The organism is Streptomyces sp. ASQP_92 (assembly GCF_025399895.1).
Taxonomy (GTDB): Bacteria; Actinomycetota; Actinomycetes; order Streptomycetales; family Streptomycetaceae; genus Streptomyces.
Map to the genome: position 1 here is coordinate 90,881 of NZ_JAODUA010000006.1, position 19,903 is coordinate 110,783.

The window sequence follows — 19,903 nt, forward strand, 5'->3', positions numbered from 1 at the left end:
GCCGAGTTGGGTTTGATCCACAATGAAGGCCGGTTATCCACAGGCAAATTGACAGCGCTGTGGACAACTACCGCCCCGTTGCCATGTGTTGGCGAATTTGACACGCATATAAGGGATTTGCCGCACACGACCCTTATGTACCGATACGAGTTGGGGCTGCCAAAGCATCCAAGGTACGCGCCTGCACCTCGCGTTCCGCGGCCGCCGCGATGAACGCGGCAACGTTCTCCGGGCCCACCAGCTCCTGAACGGCGCGGACGGTGGTGCTCGGGAGCGTCACCGGTCCGGGGTCCGGGGCGGCGGGTTCGGCCGCCGGGGCGCCCAGGTGGCGCTGGAGGTGCCGGGTCGCCAACAGGCGCATGGCGCGGGCCAGTTCGGCGTCCACGGTCTGCTGGGCCAGGGGGCGCAGCCGACGCACGAGGTCGGCCGCCTCGACCGCCTCCGCGTCGGTCGGGGGGCGGTGGCCCAGATAGCGGGCGAAGACGTGTTCCGTGGTGAAGTCCAGGAAGCGGGCCGCGATGTGTTCGACCTGGCCGCGCAGCTCGCGCAGATGCCCGGAGATGGCGTCGAGCGGCACGCCCGCCGCGTGCAACTCGGCGGCCACCGCCAGCTCTTGGGGGCTGGGCACGAGGAACTCGGACTCGTTGTCCGGGATGCGTTCCAGGATGCCGAGCTCCACCGCGTCGGCGACGGCCCCGTCGTCGGGATTGCCGCCGAAGGTCTCGTCGAGATCGGCACGGGAGATGCGGGCGGCCTCTTCGTCGGTCCAGGGCCCGTTCACCTCGGCGACCAGACCGAGCACGCCGCCGAGCCCTCTGCCCGCGTCCCAGGCCTCCAGGAGTTCCTTGATGGAGGCCAGGGTGTAGCCCCGGTCCAGGAGATCGGCGATCTGGTGCAGCCGGGCCAGATGGGTGTCGCCGTACACATTGGACCGCCCACGCCGCTCGGGCCGGGGCAGCAGGCCCCGGTCCTGGTAGGCGCGGATGGTGCGGACCGTGGCGCCGCTCGCGTGCGCCAGGTCCTCGATCCGGTACTCGGCCGGTGCCGCCGGCTGCGGCGCCCCCTGCTGAAGTGCTGACTGCCCGGACAAACCCACTCCCTCTAACCCAGGGCGGCGCGGCCCACCGCGCCCGCCGCCGCTCGGGCCGCCGGCGAGGTCGCGAGATAGTCGACGGCCTTGCGCAGGGAGCCCTCCTGCGAGGGATGGTACGACCGGCGCAGGTAGCGGGGTATGGCCGAGCCCAGTTCCTTCCAGGTGGGCAGCAGGCCCCGGCGCACGGCCCGGTTGTGCTCGCGCAGCGAGTAGCGCGCCCGGCCCGCCAGTTGGGGGTCGTGCCGGATCAGATAGGAGGCGCCCCACGCCCACAGCCACAGCAGCACCGGGGCCACGACCGCCATGCCCTCGACACGGCGCGCGTACCGGGGCAGGCCCGTGCCACCGCAGTGCTGGTACATGTCGAAGGCCACCGCCCGGTGCTCGACCTCCTCCGCGCCGTGCCAGCGCAGCAGATCCAGCATGATCGCGTCGGAACCGGCTCGGTCGAGACCCCCGGCGTGCAGCACCCAGTTGCCCAGTACCGCCGTGAACTGCTCTATCGCGGCGATCAGCGAGAGGCGGAAACGCAGCCACTCCTGGGCCGGTATCGGCGCACCGAAGGGGGGCGCCTCACCGAGGAGCTTCTCGAAGAGGAAGTCGACGTGCCGGGTATAGGGCGCGGTGTCCAGGCGCTGCTGCGCCAAGTGATCCAGAACGTAAGCGTGTTGGACGCTGTGGGTGGCTTCCTGGCCCATGAACCCTTTGACGTCCTTGAGCAGGACCGGGTCCTGGACCAGCGGCAGGGCCTCCTTGAACACCTTCACGAACCAGCGCTCGCCCGCAGGGAGCAGCAGGTGCAGCACATTGATGACATGGGTGGCGGTGGGCTCGTCCGGTATCCAGTGCAGCGGCGTCGTGTCCCAGTCGAACGAGACGCGGCGCGGGGATATGCGGTAGTGCTCGACGTCCCGTGTGCCGTCTCGGCGCTCCGTGCTCACAGCGGCGGATCCAATCGGGCGATCGCGCGCAGCGTCCTCGGCGCGAAGCGGGACATGAGGTGGGCGCCGCGCGCCTCCGGCGTCACTGGCACCACCGCCTGGTTCTTCACCACCGCCCGCAGGATCGCCGAAGCGACCTTCTCCGGCGGGAAGTTGCGCAGCCCGTACAGGCGGGAGGTCTTCTTCTGGAGGCGCTTCTCCTCCTTGGCGTCCGTGCCGGCGAAGTGCGTGGTCGAGGTGATGTTGGTGTTGACGAGGCCGGGACAGATCGCCGAGACGCCGATGCCCTGCCCGGCCAGTTCGGCCCGCAGACATTCGCTGAGCATCAGCACCGCCGCCTTCGACGTGCTGTAGGCGGGCAGCGCCCGGGAGGGCTGGTAGGCCGCCGCCGAGGCGGTGTTGACGATGTGGCCGCCCTGGCCGCGCTCGGCCATCTGCCTGCCGAAGACGCGGCAGCCGTGGATGACGCCCCACAGATTGACGTCGAGGACCTTCTTCCAGTCCTCCGCCGTGGTGTCGAAGAAGGAGCCCGAGAGGCCGATGCCCGCGTTGTTGACCAGGACGTCGACGACGCCGTACTCCAGGGCGACCTTCTCGGCGAGCTTCTCCATGGCCTGCTCGTCGCTGACGTCGACGGTCTCGCCCCAGGCTTCGGGCGCGCCGATGAGCCGGGACATCTCCGCGGTCCTGTTCGCGCCCTCCGCGTCCCGGTCCACGGCGATGATCCGCGCCCCGGCCTCGGCGAACGCGAAGGCCGTGGCCCGCCCGATGCCGCTCGCGGCGCCCGTCACCAGAACCAGCTGCCCGCCGAACCGGTCGGCGTGGGGGCCCGTGGCGACGACGTCCTTGGCCGGGGTGCCGTCCTCGTTGGAGCGTACGAACTCGGTGATCCAGGCGGCCAGTTGGTCCGGCCTGGTACGCGGCACCCAGTGCTTGGCGGGCAGGGTCCGGCGGATCAGGTGGGGCGCCCACTGCTCCAGTTCGGCATACAGCTTCGGCGAGAGGAACGCGTCGTCGAGTGGAGTGATGAGCTGGACCGGCACATGGGCGTAGGCGTCGGTCCGGGGGCGGCGCAGCCGGGCGCGGACGTTGTCCCGGTAGAGCCAGGCGCCGTGTGCCGCGTCCTGCGGGAGGGACGCCGTGGGATAGCCGTCGGCGGGCACCTTCTCCACCCGCTGGAGGATCTTCGGCCACCGCTTGCCGAGCGGCCCGCGCCACGCCAGCTCCGGCAGGACCGGTGTGTGCAGCAGATAGACGTACCAGGACTTGGCGCCCTGCCCCAACAACTGGGCCGCCTTGCGCGGGGTGGGGCGGCTCATCCGCTGCTTGATCCAGTGGCCGAAGTGGTCGAGGGAGGGCCCCGACATGGAGGTGAAGGACGCTATGCGGCCCTCGGTGCGCTCGACCGTCGCGAACTCCCAGCCCTGGACCGAACCCCAGTCGTGGCCGACCACATGGACCGGCCGGTCCGGGCTCACCGCGTCCGCGACCGCCAGGAAGTCGTCCGTCAGCTTCTCCAGGGTGAAGCCGCCGCGCAGCGGGGACGGCGCCGTGGAGCGGCCGTGCCCGCGGACGTCGTACAGCACCACATGGAAGCGGTCGGCCAGGCGCTTGGCGACCTCGGACCACACCTCCTTGCTGTCCGGATAGCCGTGCACCAGGAGCACGGTGGGCTGGGACGCGTCGCCCAGCTCCGCCACGCACAGCTCCACGCCGCCGGTCCGCACCCAGCGCTCGCGCGCTCCCTCGATGTTCACGCTCGTCACGCTCACGCCGCCTTCTCCTCGGCCCAGCGCCGCACATGCGGCAGGTCGTCGTCCAGCCAGAACGCGCTCTGCTCGGGGTCCCGGGAGTCGGTGACGACCAGGATCTCCTCGAACTTCGCGCCGGTACCCCGGAACCCGAGGTGCGGTTCGACCGCCCACAGCCCGGGCCGCGGCGGGTGGTCGGAGAACCTGTACGGGGACCAGAGCGGCGACCAGCCGTCCCGGTGTCCGCGCACCGCGTCGCTTGCCAGACCCTTGAGCGCCTGGGTGCCGAAGCCGAAGAGGTTCGGCGACCAGCGGCGCTCCTTCACCCGGTCGATCTTGTGGGCGATCACGCCGAACGGATAGGCGCGGTGCCGGTTGGCGTAGCCCTGGCGGACCATGAGCCGGTCCACGCTCTCGTAGATCTCGCGCAGCGGCCGCATCTCGCGCACCTCCCGCAGGATGAGGGCGCGGTGTGCCTCCAGGTCGGCGAGCAGCCGGTCGTGCACCGGGTTGAGACCCAGGCAGCCGGAATAGCCGATGTCCGCGGTGTAGCCCTTGTAGACCGGGGCCATGTCGAGGATGAACGGCATCCCCGCCTCCAGGCGCCGGTTGGTGGGGAAGAACTGCAGCGGGACGCGGAAGTTCACGAACGCCGTGCGGTCACCGAACCAGGCGAACGGCAGATGGAACCAGTCCCGCACACCCCGCTCGCGCAGCCACTCCCGCTGCATCCGCGCGGCCTCCCGCTCGGTCACCCCCGGCTTGAGCTGGCCGGCCACCGCCTCGGCGCATTCGTACGCCAGGCTCTGTACTTCCCGGAACCCGCGGAGCCGCGGATCGGGTCCAGCCTTCACTGCCGTTGGCATCCGTCCACCCCTGTCGCCCTACGCGTGCGTAACTTGACACTGATGAATGTGACAATGCTCAGCGGCTGCGTCAAGGGGCCTGCGTCGGCCTGTGGACAACCGGCCGGTTGTGGACAACCCCGTCGCCCGGGACGGTGAGCGGTCAGCCTCACGTACGGGTTCCCCTACGGGGCCGTACCTCTGGAGTCGGACATCGATCCAGCCGTCTGGGCTGATGATTGCTGTGTCCTGCGCCACTACCGTCGATGACGTGACTGTGATCGCGACCGAAAGCCTGAGCAAGCGGTTCCCCCGGGTGACCGCGCTTGACCGGCTCTCGTTGGACATCGGCCCCGGAGTGACCGGGCTGGTGGGCGCCAACGGAGCCGGCAAGTCCACGTTGATCAAGATTCTTCTTGGTCTCTCGCCCGCCACGGAGGGCACCGCCGCCGTGCTCGGCCTCGACGTGGCCACCAGAGGCGGCGCCATCCGCGAGCGGGTGGGTTACATGCCGGAACACGACTGCCTGCCGCCCGACGTCTCGGCCACCGAGTTCGTCGTGCACATGGCGCGCATGTCCGGCCTGCCGGCCACCGCCGCCCGCGAGCGCACCGCCGACACGCTGCGCCACGTGGGCCTCTACGAAGAGCGGTACCGCCCCATCGGCGGCTACTCGACCGGTATGAAACAGCGGGTCAAGCTGGCCCAAGCCCTCGTCCACGACCCCCAGTTGGTCCTGCTCGACGAGCCGACCAACGGCCTCGACCCGGTCGGCCGCGACGAGATGCTCGGCCTGATCCGCCGTATCCACACCGACTTCGGCATCTCGGTCCTGGTCACCTCACACTTGCTGGGCGAGCTGGAACGCACCTGTGACCACGTCGTGGTCATCGACGGCGGCCAGTTGCTGCGCTCCAGCTCCACCAGCGACTTCACCCAGACCACCACCACTCTGGCCGTCGAGGTCACCGACTCCGAAACCCACACCGACGGCACGGAAGCGGTGCGCAAGGCGCTCACCGAGGCCGGGATCACGCTGCACGCGGGGGTCGAGGACGGCCTGCCCGGCGCCGGTCACATCCTGCTCGTCGAGGCCACCGGCGAGGACACCTACGACACGGTCCGCGACACCGTGGCCCACCTGGGCCTCGGGCTCGTACGGATGGAACAGCGCCGCCACCACATCATCGAGGTGTTCCAGACCCCGGCCGGGGAGCCGGTCTCCGAACACGCCGCCGCCCGGGCGGCCACCGCGGCCACCGCCGAGCAGAAGGGAGACGGCCGCGATGGCAACTGACAGCGCCCAGACCCAGATCCACAACATCGGCTACCGCACCTACGAGGGGCCGCGCCTGGGCCGGGCCTACGCCCGCCGCTCGCTCTTCTCGCAGTCGCTGCGCGGCGCCTACGGACTGGGCCGCAGCGCCAAGTCCAAGGTGCTGCCCATGGTGCTGTTCGCGGTGATGTGCGTGCCCGCCGCCATCATGGTCGCGGTCACCGTCGCCACGAAGCTCACCGACCTTCCCGTGCAGTACACGCGGTATGCGATCTTCCTCCAGGCCGTCATCGGGCTGTTCATCGCGGCCCAGGCGCCCCAGACGGTCTCGCGCGACCTGCGCTTCAAGACGGTGCCGCTGTACTTCTCGCGGCCGATCGAGCACGTCGACTACGTCCTGGCCAAGGTCGCCGCCATGGCGTCGGCGCTGTTCATCCTCACGGGCGCGCCGCTGGTGGTCCTCTACATCGGCGCCCTGCTCGCCAAACTCGACTTCGCGGACCAGACCAAGGGGTTCGCCCAGGGGCTGGTCTCGGTGGCACTGCTCTCCCTCCTCTTCGCGGGCCTCGGCCTGGTCATCGCCGCGCTGACGCCGCGCCGCGGCTTCGGAGTCGCCGCCGTCATCGCCGTACTGACCGTGTCCTTCGGGGCGGTCTCCGCGGTCCAGGCCATCGCCTTCAACCAGGGCTCGCCCGGCGCGGTCCAGTGGCTCGGCCTGTTCTCCCCCATCACGCTCATCGACGGCGTACAGACCGCGTTCCTCGGGGCGCATTCCAACTTCCCCGGGGGCCACGGCCCGGGATCGGGCACCGGAGCGGTCTACCTGCTCGTCGTCCTCGCGCTCATCCTCGGCTCGTACGCCGTGCTGATGCGCCGCTACCGGAAGGTCGGGCTGTGACCACCATCGACATCGACCACGCCTCACGCTGGTTCGGCAACGTGGTGGCCGTCAACGACGTCACCATGACGATCGGCCCCGGCGTGACCGGACTGCTCGGCCCCAACGGCGCCGGAAAGTCCACGCTCATCAACATGATGGGTGGTTTCCTCGCCCCCTCCACGGGAACCGTCACGCTCGACGGCGAGCAGATCTGGCGCAACGAGTCCATCTACCGCAAGGTCGGCATCGTCCCCGAGCGGGAGGCCATGTACGACTTCCTGACGGGCCGCGAATTCGTCGTCGCCAACGCCGAGTTGCACGGCCTCGGCGCCCGCGAAGCCGGCCGGGCCCTGGCGACGGTCGAGATGGAGTACGCCCAGGACCGGAAGATCCAGACCTACAGCAAGGGCATGCGCCAGCGCGTCAAGATGGCGTCCGCCCTCGTCCACGATCCCTCGGTGCTGCTCCTCGACGAGCCGTTCAACGGCATGGACCCGCGCCAGCGCATGCAACTCATGGAGCTGCTGCGGCGGATGGGGGCCGAGGGCCGGACGGTCCTGTTCTCCTCCCACATCCTCGAAGAGGTCGAGCAGTTGGCCTCGCACATCGAGGTCATCGTGGCCGGACGGCACGCGGCCAGCGGCGACTTCCGCAAGATTCGCCGCCTCATGACGGACCGCCCGCACCGCTATCTGATCCGCTCCAGCGACGACCGCGCACTGGCGGCGGCGCTGATCGCCGACCCCTCGACCGCCGGGATCGAGGTGGACCTCAAGGAAGGCGCGCTGCGCGTCCAGGCCGTCGACTTCGGCCGGTTCACCACGCTGCTCCCGCAGGTGGCCAAGGCGAACGGCATCCGCCTGCTGACGGTCTCGCCCTCCGACGAGTCCCTCGAATCCGTCTTCTCCTACCTCGTAGCGGCCTGAGCGCCTCCAGAAAGGAGCGGTGACGTTCCCATGTACAACCCGACCGTCGCCCGGCTCACCTACCGAGCCCTGCTCGGCCGCCGCCGGGCCGCCATTCTCTTCGTCCTTCCCGCACTGCTGATCGTGATCGCCGCGGCCGTCCGTTCCTTCAGCGGAGCCGACGACCAGGTCACCGCCGATCTGCTCGGCGGTTTCGCCCTGGCCACGATGGTGCCGCTGATCGGTGTCATCGCCGGCACCGGCGCCATCGGCCCGGAGATCGACGACGGCTCGATCGTCTATCTGCTGGCCAAACCGGTGAAACGGTCGACGATCATCTTCACCAAGCTGATCGTCGCGATCGCCGTGACGATGGCGTTCTCCGCGATCCCCACGCTGATCGCGGGCCTCATCCTCAACGGCAACGGCCAGCAGATCGCGATCGCCTACACCGTGGCGGCACTGGTCGCCTCCATCGCGTACGCCGCCGTCTTCCTGCTGCTCGGCACCGTCACCCGGCACGCGGTGGTCTTCGGCCTGGTGTACGCGCTGGTCTGGGAGTCGCTGTTCGGCAACCTGGTGCCCGGCGCGCGCACCCTCAGCGTCCAGCAGTGGTCCCTCGCGCTCGCCCAGCGCATCGGCGAGAACGGCGTGATCTCCTCCGACGTGGGGCTGCCGCTCGCGGTGGTCCTGCTGGTGGGAGTGACCACCGTGGCCACCTGGTACGCGGGCCTCAAACTGCGCACCCTCAAGCTGGCCGGGGAGGAGTAACCGGGGGCTTCCCCGGTCGAGGGCGGTGCCCCGCGGCGTCAACTCGCCGCGGGGCACCGCCTGTTGTGCGTCCGGGCGCCCTGGTGCGCCGGAGAGCGGTGAGCCGCTGACTCCGGCGGCGGTCCGGCCCGCCCGGGCCTACTTCGCTACCTGCGGCGCTTGCGGCGCGGGCACGGGGGAGGGGGTAGACGCCGCTGGATGTCGGCGACCTCCCCGGAGAGATCCGTGAGCCTCACGCTCATGGCTCCGACCACGCGGTTGGTGGCGTCGAGCCGTCGGTCGACGTGCTCCAGCCGACGGTCGACCTGCTCCAGACGACCGTCCATCCGCTCGATGCGGTGGTCCATCTGCTCCATGCGGTGGTCCATCGCCGTCATCCGGCGGTCCATCGAGGCCATGCGCTGGTCCATCGACTCCAGCCGCGCCGACATCCGGCTCAGCACGGGACCCAGTTCCTGGAGCGCGGGCCCGATCCGGGCCATGGAGCCCTCCAGATCGGCGACCCGACGGTCCAGCCCGTCGTAGCGGGGGTCGCTCGCGACGACGGTCCGGGTGGACTCCTCGGTGTCGAGGAGATAGGTCCGTACACAGCGGGCGACTTCGCTGTCGCGAAGAAGCATGGCTATGTTCAGGACGGTTCGGCGGGTGAAGAGGCGGAGGTGGGCCCTGCCCTGTGGATAACTTGTCGGCTGTCCGTCGTTTGAAATGGCCAAGTTGGCCATTTCAAAGACTTGCAGCTCAGGGCCCTTCAGGGTGCGCATCCCGTTGGCGTGCAGCTCATCCCGGTACCGCTTGACGACGCTGTTGACGGCCTCTGTGGGGACAGCGAAGTACAGGGCCACAGCATCTGTGGACAAGTGGACGCCATCAGGTAGCAACCGCAACGCCTTGACCTTCTCCAGGACGTCGACACGTCCCAGGTGGTCGGCGCGCAGGGTGCGCGATTCGAGTAGGGCGACTTCGGACGGCATGGTCGGGCCTTCCGTTCATGGTCGGTTTGCTGGATGACTTGGACGCCCCAACCCCGGGCAGCAGGGGTGGAGGTCCGCTCATCTACGCCACTGACTCAATGACCGGTTCTTGTACCGCGACCGGCAATCCCCAAATTCACGAAAGGTACGACGCCACTAACCCCAGTTGCCTCCACGCACGGTGGTCAACGAGCGGACTTTCGTACAAGTCACGCATCCGGGGAACACGTGTTGGGAACAGACCCTTCGGGCCCTTCGGACCCTTCGACGGGCTAGACCGTGCGGTCCCGGGCCGCGAAGAGGCCCACGGCCAGGGCGGCCGCGCACACGCCGAGTACGAGGGCGATCGGTACGGTCCAGCCGCCCGTGGCCTGGTGGACGGCGCCCGCCGCGAAGGGGCCGATGGCCGCAAGGAGATAGCCCACCGTCTGGGCCATGCCGGAGAGCCTGGCCGCCGTGCGGGCGTCGCCCGAGCGCAGCACGATCAGTGTCAGGGCCAGGCCGACCGCGCCGCCCTGCCCGATTCCGAGGACCCCCGCCCACAGCCAGGCGCCGCTCACCGGGGCGACCATCAGGCCCACGTAACCGGCCGCCACCAGCGAGGTGACCAGGACGATCAGCGGGCGCTGGCTGCGCATCCGGCCGGCCAGCAGCGGTACGGCGAAGGCGCCCGCCACCTGGATCAAGTTGTTGAACGCGAAGATCACGCCCGCCGTGGAGCGGCTCATCCCGTGGTCCGTGAAGATCGTCGGCATCCAGGCGATCAGCACGTACGACCAGAGCGACTGGAGCCCCATGAAGAAGGTGACCTGCCAGGCGAGCGCCGAGCGCCACACGCTCCTTCCGGGGGAGCCGGAAGCCGCCGCCCCGCCCTTGCCGGTCGAGCCGGAAGCCGCCGCCCCGCTCGCCGCCCGCACCTCGTGACCCGTACGGCCACGGGCGATCAGCACCTGCGGCAGCCACGCCACCGCCGCGAGGACCGCGAGCAGCGACCACACCGCCAGCGAGGCCTCCCAGCTGTCCCCGAACGCCTTCTCCAGCGGCACCGACGACGCCGCGACCACAGTGGCGCCCGCGATCATCGCGCCGGTGTAGACCGACGTCATCGACGCCGCCCGGTCCGGGAAGTCCCGCTTGATCAGACCGGGCATCAACACGTTGAGCAGGGCTATCGCCGTGCCGACCAGTACGCCGCCGCCGTACAGCGCCACGGCCGAGGGCGCCACGCGCACCAGGATGCCGACGGCCAGGAGCAGCAGGGCGAACAGGAGCACCGGCTCGGTCCCGAAGCGTCTCGCCAGCCACGGGGCCACCAGGGCGCCGAGTCCGAGGAAGAGCACGGGCACGGAGGTCACCAGGCTGCTCGCCGTCGACGACAGCCCGAACGAGGCGCTGATGTCGCTCACCAGCGGCGAGACGCTGGCCAGCGCCGCCCGCATGTTCACCGACGCCAGCACGATCCCGACCATCAGCACCACCGGATGCGCGAGCAGAGCCCAACGCGCGGCGATGCCCTGAGGCGATGGCCGTACGTCGGCCTCGGCGTCGGGCAGCAGCAGACGATCAACATCCGGGCGTGACAAAACAAGCACCTTTCCTTGAGGGGGAGTTGGAGGGGAGGGGGCGTGGGGGGTGGGGTGCGACCGGGTGCGGGCCGGCTTCGGGTGTTACCCCCGCACCGCCAGCGCCCGTACCGCGGCCAGCGGCTCGCGGAGGAGTTCGCGTACCGCGCGCTCCGCCGCCGCGGGGTCGCCGCTCTCGATCGCGTCGACCAGCGCCTCGTGCGTGTCGAGGTCGATCGCGGGCATTTCCTGGTCGCGCAGGGACGTGATCAGGCTTTCGTGCACCTGCGTCGAGAAGAACCGGTACACCTCGATGAAGGCCGGGTTGTGGGTGGCCTGCACCACGCCCAGGTGGAACGCCATGTCGGCGTCGGCGGCGCGGTCGCCGTGTTCCCGCAGGGTCTGAAGGGCGCCGCGCAGGGCCACCATGTCGGCGGTGTCGCGGCGTTCGGCGGCGAGCCGGGCGGCTTCGGCCTCCAGAGCGACGCGGAGTTCGAGGACGTCAAGAGCGCCGGCGGCGCGGATCCCCTGGAGGACGGCGGAGGGGTCGGCCGTGGAGCGTACGAAGGTGCCGTTGCCCTGGCGGGATTCGAGCAGGCCCGCGTGGACCAGGACGCGAATCGCCTCGCGGACGGTGTTGCGGCCGACGGCCAGCTGCTCGGCCAGCTCGTGCTCGGTGGGGATGCGGTCGCCGACCGCCCATTCGCCGTCGGTGAGCTGGGCCTTCAGCTCGTCGACCACGGTGTCCACCAGGGACTGTCGTCCCGCCGTTCTGAGGGCCACGCCACCCACTCCATTCACCCGGTTGCCCAGTCATCCTACAACTGGTCCGGGACGGGCTCCGGGGCCATCCCGGCGTTCCCCCGCCGTTCCGGTGTTCCGCCGCTCCCTCGATCCGCCGCTCCCTCGATCCGCCGTACGCCCGTGGCTCTCGCGTGCCGCACAGGGTTCCGGGCCATCATCGAGGGATGACGACCCTGCTCCCTCGTGGCGCCGAGCGCTCGCGGCCGGTCCGTTCCTGGGTGCGTTCCACGCCCGGGACGCACATCTGGCTGCTGGTCATCGCCATCACCAGCCTCGTCATCCAGCTCTCCACGCGGGACATGGAGCACTTTCTGCTGCACCGCAACAGCAGCAACATCCACGAGCTGACCAAACACCCGGTGCAGGCCCTGTTCACCAGCGCGTTCTGGATCGAGAACCCGTCCTCGCTCCTGCTCTACCTGGTGCTCTTCGAGATCGTCCACGGCACGGTGGAGCGCTGGCTCGGCACGCTGCGGTGGCTGTGCACCGTCGTCGTGGGGCATGTGGTGGCGACGCTGATCAGCCAGGAGTACGTCCTGTGGTCGATCCAGAACCAGCATCTGCCCAAACGGCTCGCGCACGCCATGTCCCATGTCGTGGACATCGGGGTCAGTTACGGGCTCGCCGCCTCGGCGGGCATCCTCGTCCACCGGCTGCCCCATCCCTGGCGCTGGCTCTATCTCGCGGGTCTCGCCGCGTTCTTCGGCATCCCACTCGCCGGCGGCGGCACGTTCACCGACCTCGGCCATGTGACCGCGCTGGTCATCGGGCTCGCCTGCTGGCCGCTGACCCGGGACGTACCCCCGCGAAAACCGGTGGCGCCCAACGACCGTGCGGGGCACAGTGGTTGAGGCAGCCGGGCACGGGGGAAGCGGGCCTCGGCACGGGGGACAGGGCGCGACGAGCACCCGCGGGTACGCGCCGGACGACGGCCGTACGCAGGGTCGCGTCGCGCTCGTAACGGGGCTTCGCGGGGCAGGCATCGGAGTGGCACCGGCGACTCCGACGGGCCGCCGCCCGTGAACGGTTGCCGGGGCGGCCGCTTCGAGCGCGCGTCAGCGCGAGGCCGCCCCTTCTCCATGGGTAAGGGGCGCCCGCCATTGCGGACGCCCCTTACGCATACCTACGCGTCTGCGTAAGGGGGCGCCCGCCATTGCGGACGCCCCCTTACGCATACCTACGCGTCTGCCTGAAGCAACCGCTCGAGGACCACGGCGATGCCGTCGTCGTCGTTGGAGGCGGTGATCTCGTGGGCCACGGCCTTGAGTTCGTCGTGGGCGTTGGCCATCGCCACCCCGTGCTCGGCCCAGCCGAACATCGGGATGTCGTTCGGCATGTCCCCGAAGGCGATCGTGTCCGCCGCCTTGCGGCCGAGCCGGCGTGCGGCGAGGGAGAGGCCGGTCGCCTTGCTGAGCCCCAGCGGAAGGATCTCCACGACGCCCGGGCCCGCCATGACGACGCCGACCAGGTTGCCGACCACCTGGCGCGTGATCTGCGCCAGCGCGTCGTCGTCGTACCCGGGATGCTGGACGTAGACCTTGTTCAGCGGGGCCGACCAGAGCTCGGCCGGGTCCTCGAAATGGCGTACCGGAAGGGGCCCCTCCTGGACCTGGTAGCCGGGGCCGACCAGGACTTCGCCGTCGATGCCGTCGCGGCCCGCGGCGAGCGCCAGAGGGCCGATCTCCGCCTCCACCTTGGACAGGGCGAGCCCGGCGAGCTGGCGGTCGAGCGTCACCGACGTCAGCAGGCGGTGCTCGCCGGCGTGGTAGACCTGCGCGCCCTGGCCGCACACCGCGAGGCCCTCGTAGCCGAGGTCGTCGAGGATGTGGCGGGTCCAGGGCACCGCCCGGCCGGTCACCACGATGTGCGCGGCGCCGGCGGCGGTGGCGGCGTCGAGCGCCTCGCGGGTGCGCTGCGAGACCGACCCGTCGGAGCGCAGCAGCGTCCCGTCCAGGTCGGTCGCGACCAGCTTGTACGGGAAGGGTCGGCCCACGGCGGTGCTCACTTGGCGATCGGCTCCAGGACCTCGCGCCCGCCCAGGTAGGGCCGCAGCACGGGCGGGACCCGTACGGTGCCGTCGGCCTGCTGGTGGTTCTCCAGGATCGCGACGATGGTGCGCGGAACGGCGCACAGCGTGCCGTTCAGGGTGGCCAGCGGGGCGACCCTGCTCTTGCCGTCGGTGGTCTCGCGCATGCGGACCGACAGGCGCCGGGCCTGGAAGCCGTCGCAGTTGGAGGCCGAGGTCAGCTCGCGGTACTTGCCCTGGGTCGGGATCCACGCCTCGCAGTCGAACTTGCGCGAGGCGGAGGCGCCGAGGTCGCCCGTGGCGACGTCGATGACCTGGAAGGGCAGTTCGAGGGCGGTCAGCCACTGCTTCTCCCAGTCCAGGAGGCGCTTGTGCTCGTTCTCGGCCTCGTCCGGGTGGACGTAGGAGAACATCTCGACCTTGTCGAACTGGTGGACCCGGAAGATGCCCCGGGTGTCCTTGCCGTAGGTGCCGGCCTCGCGGCGGAAGCACGGCGAGAAGCCGGCGTAGCGCATCGGCAGCTTGTCCGCGTCCAGGATCTCGTCCATGTGATAGGCCGCGAGCGGGACCTCGGAGGTGCCGACCAGGTAGTAGTCGTCCTTCTCCAGGTGGTACACGTTCTCGGCGGCCTGGCCGAGGAAGCCGGTGCCCTCCATGGCGCGCGGGCGGACCAGGGCCGGGGTGAGCATCGGGATGAAGCCGGCCTCGGTGGCCTGGGCGATCGCGGCGTTGACCAGGGCGAGCTCCAGGAGCGCGCCGACGCCGGTCAGGTAGTAGAAGCGCGAGCCCGACACCTTGGCGCCGCGCTCGACGTCGATGGCGCCCAGCGCCTCGCCGAGCTCCAGGTGGTCCTTGGGCTCGAAGCCCTCGGCGCCGAAGTCGCGGATGGTGCCGTGCGTCTCCAGGACGACGAAGTCCTCCTCGCCACCGACGGGGACGTCCGTGTGGACGATGTTGCCGAGCTGGAGGAGGAGCTGCTTGGCCTGCTCGTCGGCGTCGTTCTGCGCGGCCTCGGCGGCCTTGACGTCGGTCTTGAGCTGCTCGGCCTTCTTCAGGAGCTCGGCGCGCTCGTCCGGCGTGGCCTTGGGGATGAGCTTGCCGAGCGACTTCTGCTCGGAGCGCAGTTCGTCGAAGCGGAGGCCCGAGGACCTGCGCAGCTCGTCGGCGGAGAGCAGGGCGTCGACGAGCGCGACGTCCTCTCCACGGGCGCGCTGGGAGGCGCGAACACGGTCGGGGTCCTCACGGAGCAGGCGAAGGTCAATCACCCCTCCAGGCTACCGGTGCGGACTCGTGGCCCCCCACCGGATATCCCGCGCGGCGTCGTCCCGCGCGGCACTTTGTCCGGATTGACCGAATTAGGGAAAGTGGGGGTGGAATTCCTGACGGTTCGTCCGGTGGGGCATCCGGCGGATGTCAAGGAAAGCGCCGCTATTCCCCGAAAAGGGGCGCTGACCGGACCGCCGTTGACCGACTCCCTTGCCGCGCCCCGGACTTGTCCACAGAAGTGCACGCCGCCGGATACTTATCCACAGCCTGTGTGGAGAATCTGTGGACTACGGAAGAGATCGTTCCGAAAGCCGCATGAGGGACCGAGGATTCCCCTTCCAAACCCGTGCCACACACTCATTCGGGTGGGAATTGCTCGCTCTAAAGAGTTGATCAATGGAATTGGGGTGACAGAGGATGCCCTGGCGGCCTGTGGACCGATGTGTCGTCGCTAGAGGGATTTGTCGACTGTGTCCGGTTGTGTTGTCGACTTACCCACAGGTCGAGAAGCAGGCCTGTGGATAACTTTGTGGACAAGGAAAATCAGCAGGTAAGACCGGTCGCGACCGAATCGCGAAGCCGTCTGCAGACCTAGACGCGCCCGTCCTGGCAGCGGGCCAGCCACTCGGCCGCCTCGACGAACTCCGCGTCCGAGGTCCCCGCACGCAGCGCGCGTACGTCGTCGAGCGTCACCTCGGCCCTCGGGTACGAGCCGAGGAAGCGCACCTCGGGGCAGATCCGCCGCAGCCCCATCAGCGCCTCCCCCACCCGGCGCTCCGAGATGTGGCCCTCGGCGTCGATGGCGAAGCAGTAGTTGCCGATGCCCTGACCGGTGGGCCGGGACTGGAGCAGCATCAGGTTGACCCCGCGCACCGAGAACTCCTGGAGCAGTTCGAGCAGGGCGCCGGGGTGGTCCTCGCGCTGCCACAGGACGACCGAGGTCTTGTCCGCGCCGGTGGGCGCCGCAGGGCGGGCCGGGCGGCCGACCAGGACGAAGCGGGTCTGCGCGTTCACCGCGTCGTGAATGTCGGTGATCAGCGGTTCGAGGCCGTACGTCGCCGCCGCGAACTCCCCCGCGAACGCCGCGTCGTACCGCCCCTCCTGGACCAGGCGGGCGCCGTCCGCGTTGGACGCCGAGGACTCCCACAGCGCCTCGGGCAGGTTCGTCTTCAGCCAGTTGCGGACCTGGGGCTGGGCGGCCGGATGCGCGGTGATCGTCTTGATGTCGGCCAGCGTCGTGCCCGGACGGACGAGCAGCGCGAACTTGATGGAGAGCAGCACCTCGCGGTAGATCATCAGTGGCTCGCCCGAGACCAGCTGGTCCAGGGTGGTGGTGATGCCGCCCTCCACCGAGTTCTCGATCGGGACCAGGGCCGCCGCCGCGTCCCCGTTGCGCACCGCGTCCAGGGCGGCCGGCACGGAGACCATCGGGACCAGTTCGCGGGTCGCGGCCTCGGGCAGGGTGCGCAGGGCGGCCTCGGTGAACGTGCCCTCGGGACCCAGATAGGTGTATCGCGTGGCGGACATGGACGTCACACTAATGGCCCGACGTGACGGGCACCCACCGATCGGAGGGACCCTTCCCCGGGGCGGGCCCGCCTCAGGACTCCAGCAGCCGCTGGCCCACGTATTCGCCCGCCCGGGGACCGCCCGGCACCGCGAACAGGCCGCTCGACTCGTGCCGCAGGAACGGGGAGAGCGCGTCCCCCCGGTCCAGCTTGCGCTGCACCGGCACGAAGCCCTGGAGCGGATCGGCCTGCCAGCAGACGAAGAGCAGACCCGCGTCAGGGGTGCCGTCGGCGGCGATGCCGTCGTGGAAGGAGAAGGCGCGCCGCAGCATGGCAGCGCCGCCGTTCTGTTCGGGGGCGGCGATCCGGGCGTGGGCGTTGGCCGGGATGACCGGCTTGCCGTCCGGGCCGAACGCGTCGAGCCGCATCTTCGTGGTCTCCGTACCCCCCGAGAGAGGGGCGCCGTTCGACTTCTTGCGGCCGATCACCTGCTCCTGCTCGGTGAGCGGCAGCTTCTCCCAGGTGTCCAGGAGCATCCGGATCCGGCGTACGACGGCGTAGGAACCGCCCGCCATCCAGGCCGGCTGTCCGGTGTCGGGGACGAAGACGCGCTGCTCGAAGTCGGCGTCCGAGGTCTTGGGGTTGTTGGTGCCGTCGAGCTGGCCCATCAGATTGCGGGCGGTCATCGGCTTCTCGGTGGCGCCCGGGGTGCGGTTGAAGCCGTTCATCTGCCAGCGCGGGCGCGCGGCGGAACCGGCGTCGCGCTGGAGGGCGCGCAGCGCGTGGAAGGCGACCAGCGCGTCGTCGGCGCCGATCTGCACCCACAGGTCGCCGTTCGAACGCCGGGGGTCGAGCTGGTCGGAGGAGAAGTCGGGCAGCGGGTCCAGCTGTGCGGGACGCCGGTCGGCCAGGCCCGTGCGGTCGAAGAAGCTGTGGCCGAAGCCGAAGGTGACGGTCAGCGAGGAGGGGCCGGCGTCCAGGGCGACGCCGGTGTCGCCGTCGCTCGCGGGCTCTCCCGCCATCAGCGCCTTGGCCGTCGCCGACCAGCGCCGCATCAGTGCGGCCGCCTCCTTGCGTCCGGCGCCGGGGGCCAGGTCGAAGGCGATCAGATGGCCGGTGGACTGAAGCGGAGTGGTGATCCCCGCTTGATGTTTCCCGTGAAACATCACCTCCGTGGAACCGACCGACGCCAACGGGCTGGTGTCGTCGGGCGCCGCGACGGCCGCGTATCCGCCGGCGCCGGCCGCCGCGCCCAGCGCCAGACCGGCCGCGCCCACGGCGCCCACGGTGGTGAGCAGCTTGCGCCGGGAGAGGTCGACGACGGGCTCGGCGGAGGCGGCCGGGGCGCGCTCGGAGTTCTTGGTCTCGCTCATGTCAGTTCTACTCAGCCGATCTTGACGTTCTTGTCCACGGTGGTCTCGTCGATCTCGGAGGTGCGCACGGTCACCGAGATCTGCCAGTCGCCCGCCATCGGGATCTGCACTCCGCTCGCGCTCCAGTGTCCGGCGGTGACGCGGTCGGGCACGACGGGCAGCGGTCCGACCGACTTGGCGGCGAGCGTGAAGGCGACCTTGACCTCGGGGGCGTCCTTCGGCGCGCCCGCCGGGTCCTCGAGATAGACGTGCAGATCGTTGGAGCCGGTGCGGCCGGGGTCGAGGGTGATCTTGACGGTGCCCTTGCCGGTCTTGCCGCCGGTGTCGAAGGGCAGCCGGATGTCGACGGGCCGGTCCGCGACGGCGACCTGGGAGCCGGCCCTGGCCCGGTCCACGGCCTGCTGGGTGCGGCCCGGCTCGGTCTGGGTCAGCACCGTGGTGACGGCGAGCAGCACCACGGCGATGCCGGCCTCGGCCAGGACGGTGCGGCGCAGCCCAGTCCGCTCGGGGTCGGCGTCGCGGATCCGCTTCTCGCGGGCGGTGCTCATCGCGGCCCGCTGGCGCGCGAGTTGGGCGGCGCGCTGGGCGTCCTTGCCGTCGTCGGGGACGGTGACGGGCTCCGGCTCGCTCGGGCGCTGCTCGACGATCACGTCGGCCTCGGCCGTGGGCGCGCTCCGCTCGGACAGGCGCGCGGTCCAGCGTCGCGAGAAGGAGGCGGTCGCGACGAGAACGGCCACCAGGGCGACCTTGACGAGCAGGAGTTGCCCATAGGTGGTGTCGATGAGCGCCGACCAGGTGCCGACCTGTCGCCAGGACTGGTAGACGCCGGTCGCCGCGAGGACGGCCACGCTCACGAACGCGACGCGGGAGAACCGCAGCACGGCCGCGCGCTCGATGCCTGGCACGCGGTACAGGACGACGAGCAAGGTGACGAGGCCGCCCAGCCAGGCCGCCACCGCCAGCAGGTGCAGCACGTCGACGGGCATGGCGATGCCCGGTTGCAGCCCCGTCGAGGCGTGCTCGGCGAGCGCCCAGGTCGCGGCGAGCCCTGCGGCGACGACGGTGCCGCCGATGGCGAGCCCGAAGGTGAGGTCCTGCTTCTCGGCCTCGTCGTCCCTCTTGGCGTACGCGCCGAACAGGACGGAGACGAACAGGGCGGCGGCGCCGAGCAGCAGGAGCCGGGAGATGAGCGCGGCGCCCGGCTTGGTCTCCAGGACGGCCCGCAGCCCGTTCAGGTCGAAGGCGTCGGAGAGGTTCCCCGAGCCGGTGTAGGGCGTGCGGAGCAGCAGCATCGCGAGGGTGGCGGCGGTCATCGTGAGCCAGCCGCCGACCACGACGCGCTGCACGGGACCCACGCCCGCCCCGCGCCGCCAGCAGGCCAGCACGAACGCGGCGCCGCCGACCAGGAGCACGAAACCGCCGTACGCCGCGTACCGGGCGATGCCGTAGAGGGCGCCGACGAGGCCGCCGCCGGCCTCCTGGGTGGGCAGGACCGCGGTGGTCGCGGAGGGGGCGCCGATGGAGAAGGTGAAGGCGCCGGAGACGGGGTGGCTGTCGACGGAGATCGCCTGCCAGGCCACCGTGTAGGTGCCGTTGGGGATGCCGGTGCGCAGCCGGACGCCGTACTTGACGACGTCGCCGCTGCACAGGTTGACGAGTTCGGCGGTGTCCGAGCGCTTACCGGTGGGGTCGAGGACCCGGATGGAGTTGGCGTCCAGGGCGACGCCCTCGGAGAAGGTGAGGGCGACCTGGGCGGGCGCGGTGGCGACCACCGCCCCTTCCTTCGGGTCGCTGCCGGTCAGCGCGGCGTGCGCGGACGCGGGTGCGGCGCCGGCGAACAGCGCGCCGAGCAGCGCCACCGTGATGAGCGCCAGCCTGGTCAGGGGCCTGCTCGCGGTGGTTCGAAGGCGTGGGGCGATGGCCGTCATGTC

Annotated in this window: 17 protein-coding genes; 5 read left to right on the top strand and 12 right to left on the bottom strand. The window is 70.5% G+C overall.

The window, feature by feature from the left end; translation table 11 throughout:
- Positions 1-133: 133 nt before the first annotated feature.
- Genes N4G70_RS16305 through N4G70_RS16320 form a run of 4 tightly spaced genes read right to left on the bottom strand, consistent with a single transcriptional unit; the run spans position 134 to position 4,651 of the window.
- Positions 134-1,096 carry a MerR family transcriptional regulator gene (locus N4G70_RS16305; RefSeq protein ID WP_399035673.1) on the bottom strand — a complete coding sequence of 321 codons (963 nt, stop codon included), beginning with the start codon at positions 1,094-1,096 and terminating at the stop codon, positions 134-136.
- A gap of 5 nt (positions 1,097-1,101) precedes the next feature.
- Positions 1,102-2,034 carry a metal-dependent hydrolase gene (locus N4G70_RS16310; protein ID WP_261713378.1) on the bottom strand — a complete coding sequence of 311 codons (933 nt, stop codon included), beginning with the start codon at positions 2,032-2,034 and terminating at the stop codon, positions 1,102-1,104.
- Positions 2,031-3,791: an SDR family oxidoreductase gene (locus N4G70_RS16315; protein WP_261713564.1), complete on the bottom strand. Its 1,761-nt coding sequence runs from the start codon at positions 3,789-3,791 to the stop codon at positions 2,031-2,033. The genes N4G70_RS16310 and N4G70_RS16315 overlap by 4 nt, the downstream gene beginning before the upstream one ends.
- An 11-nt stretch (positions 3,792-3,802) precedes the next feature.
- Positions 3,803-4,651 (bottom strand): M24 family metallopeptidase, encoded by an 849-nt coding sequence (locus N4G70_RS16320; RefSeq protein WP_261713379.1) that lies wholly within the window; start codon positions 4,649-4,651, stop codon positions 3,803-3,805.
- Positions 4,652-4,865: 214 nt separating this feature from the next.
- Between N4G70_RS16320 and N4G70_RS16325 the strand changes: the two genes are divergently transcribed.
- From N4G70_RS16325 to N4G70_RS16340, 4 genes are read left to right on the top strand one after another with little or no spacing between them, the layout of a single operon-like run.
- Positions 4,866-5,927: an ABC transporter ATP-binding protein gene (locus tag N4G70_RS16325; protein ID WP_261713380.1), complete on the top strand. Its 1,062-nt coding sequence runs from the start codon at positions 4,866-4,868 to the stop codon at positions 5,925-5,927.
- Entirely contained in the window at positions 5,917-6,804 is an 888-nt protein-coding gene (locus N4G70_RS16330) for an ABC transporter permease (protein WP_261713381.1), read from the top strand. Before N4G70_RS16325 ends, N4G70_RS16330 begins: the two co-directional genes overlap by 11 nt.
- Positions 6,801-7,712: an ABC transporter ATP-binding protein gene (locus N4G70_RS16335; RefSeq protein ID WP_261713382.1), complete on the top strand. Its 912-nt coding sequence runs from the start codon at positions 6,801-6,803 to the stop codon at positions 7,710-7,712. Before N4G70_RS16330 ends, N4G70_RS16335 begins: the two co-directional genes overlap by 4 nt.
- A gap of 30 nt (positions 7,713-7,742) precedes the next feature.
- Complete coding sequence (locus tag N4G70_RS16340; RefSeq protein ID WP_261713383.1) at positions 7,743-8,462, top strand: ABC transporter permease; 720 nt, start codon at positions 7,743-7,745, stop codon at positions 8,460-8,462.
- A gap of 146 nt (positions 8,463-8,608) precedes the next feature.
- Here N4G70_RS16340 and N4G70_RS16345 read toward each other — a convergent pair whose 3' ends face one another.
- From N4G70_RS16345 to N4G70_RS16355, 3 genes are all read right to left on the bottom strand, one after another.
- Positions 8,609-9,433 carry a hypothetical protein gene (locus tag N4G70_RS16345; protein ID WP_315904261.1) on the bottom strand — a complete coding sequence of 275 codons (825 nt, stop codon included), beginning with the start codon at positions 9,431-9,433 and terminating at the stop codon, positions 8,609-8,611.
- Positions 9,434-9,705: 272 nt separating this feature from the next.
- Complete coding sequence (locus tag N4G70_RS16350) at positions 9,706-11,016, bottom strand: MFS transporter (protein ID WP_261713384.1); 1,311 nt, start codon at positions 11,014-11,016, stop codon at positions 9,706-9,708.
- An 84-nt stretch (positions 11,017-11,100) separates the two neighbouring features.
- Positions 11,101-11,778: a FadR/GntR family transcriptional regulator gene (locus N4G70_RS16355; protein WP_261713385.1), complete on the bottom strand. Its 678-nt coding sequence runs from the start codon at positions 11,776-11,778 to the stop codon at positions 11,101-11,103.
- A 185-nt stretch (positions 11,779-11,963) separates the two neighbouring features.
- On the opposite strand from N4G70_RS16355, the gene N4G70_RS16360 reads away from it, so the two are divergent.
- A complete protein-coding gene (locus N4G70_RS16360; protein WP_261713386.1) occupies positions 11,964-12,650 on the top strand; it encodes a rhomboid-like protein in 687 nt (228 codons plus the stop codon).
- A gap of 326 nt (positions 12,651-12,976) precedes the next feature.
- Here the strand turns inward: N4G70_RS16360 and N4G70_RS16365 are convergent, their stop codons facing one another.
- From N4G70_RS16365 to N4G70_RS16385, 5 genes are all read right to left on the bottom strand, one after another.
- Complete coding sequence (locus tag N4G70_RS16365) at positions 12,977-13,804, bottom strand: HAD family hydrolase (protein WP_261713387.1); 828 nt, start codon at positions 13,802-13,804, stop codon at positions 12,977-12,979.
- Positions 13,801-15,090, bottom strand: coding sequence for a serine--tRNA ligase (serS, locus tag N4G70_RS16370; protein ID WP_261713388.1), 1,290 nt, complete (start codon positions 15,088-15,090; stop codon positions 13,801-13,803). Before serS ends, N4G70_RS16365 begins: the two co-directional genes overlap by 4 nt.
- 592 nt (positions 15,091-15,682) lie before the next feature.
- Positions 15,683-16,618, bottom strand: a complete 936-nt coding sequence (gene pheA, locus N4G70_RS16375) for a prephenate dehydratase (RefSeq protein WP_261713389.1) — start codon at positions 16,616-16,618, stop codon at positions 15,683-15,685.
- A gap of 73 nt (positions 16,619-16,691) precedes the next feature.
- Positions 16,692-17,972, bottom strand: a complete 1,281-nt coding sequence (gene efeB / locus N4G70_RS16380; protein WP_261713390.1) for an iron uptake transporter deferrochelatase/peroxidase subunit — start codon at positions 17,970-17,972, stop codon at positions 16,692-16,694.
- A gap of 11 nt (positions 17,973-17,983) precedes the next feature.
- Positions 17,984-19,900, bottom strand: coding sequence for a copper resistance CopC/CopD family protein (locus tag N4G70_RS16385; protein ID WP_261713391.1), 1,917 nt, complete (start codon positions 19,898-19,900; stop codon positions 17,984-17,986).
- Positions 19,901-19,903 lie beyond the last annotated feature (3 nt).

Coding starts and splice junctions, on each gene's coding strand:
- N4G70_RS16360 (WP_261713386.1), top strand. CDS start 11,964: ATGACGACCCTGCTCCCTCGTGGCGCCGAGCGCTCGCGGCCGGTCCGT.
- N4G70_RS16320 (WP_261713379.1), bottom strand. CDS start 4,651: ATGCCAACGGCAGTGAAGGCTGGACCCGATCCGCGGCTCCGCGGGTTC.
- N4G70_RS16330 (WP_261713381.1), top strand. CDS start 5,917: ATGGCAACTGACAGCGCCCAGACCCAGATCCACAACATCGGCTACCGC.
- N4G70_RS16325 (WP_261713380.1), top strand. CDS start 4,866: ATGATTGCTGTGTCCTGCGCCACTACCGTCGATGACGTGACTGTGATC.
- N4G70_RS16385 (WP_261713391.1), bottom strand. CDS start 19,900: ATGACGGCCATCGCCCCACGCCTTCGAACCACCGCGAGCAGGCCCCTG.
- N4G70_RS16345 (WP_315904261.1), bottom strand. CDS start 9,433: ATGCCGTCCGAAGTCGCCCTACTCGAATCGCGCACCCTGCGCGCCGAC.
- efeB (WP_261713390.1), bottom strand. CDS start 17,972: ATGAGCGAGACCAAGAACTCCGAGCGCGCCCCGGCCGCCTCCGCCGAG.
- pheA (WP_261713389.1), bottom strand. CDS start 16,618: ATGTCCGCCACGCGATACACCTATCTGGGTCCCGAGGGCACGTTCACC.
- N4G70_RS16340 (WP_261713383.1), top strand. CDS start 7,743: ATGTACAACCCGACCGTCGCCCGGCTCACCTACCGAGCCCTGCTCGGC.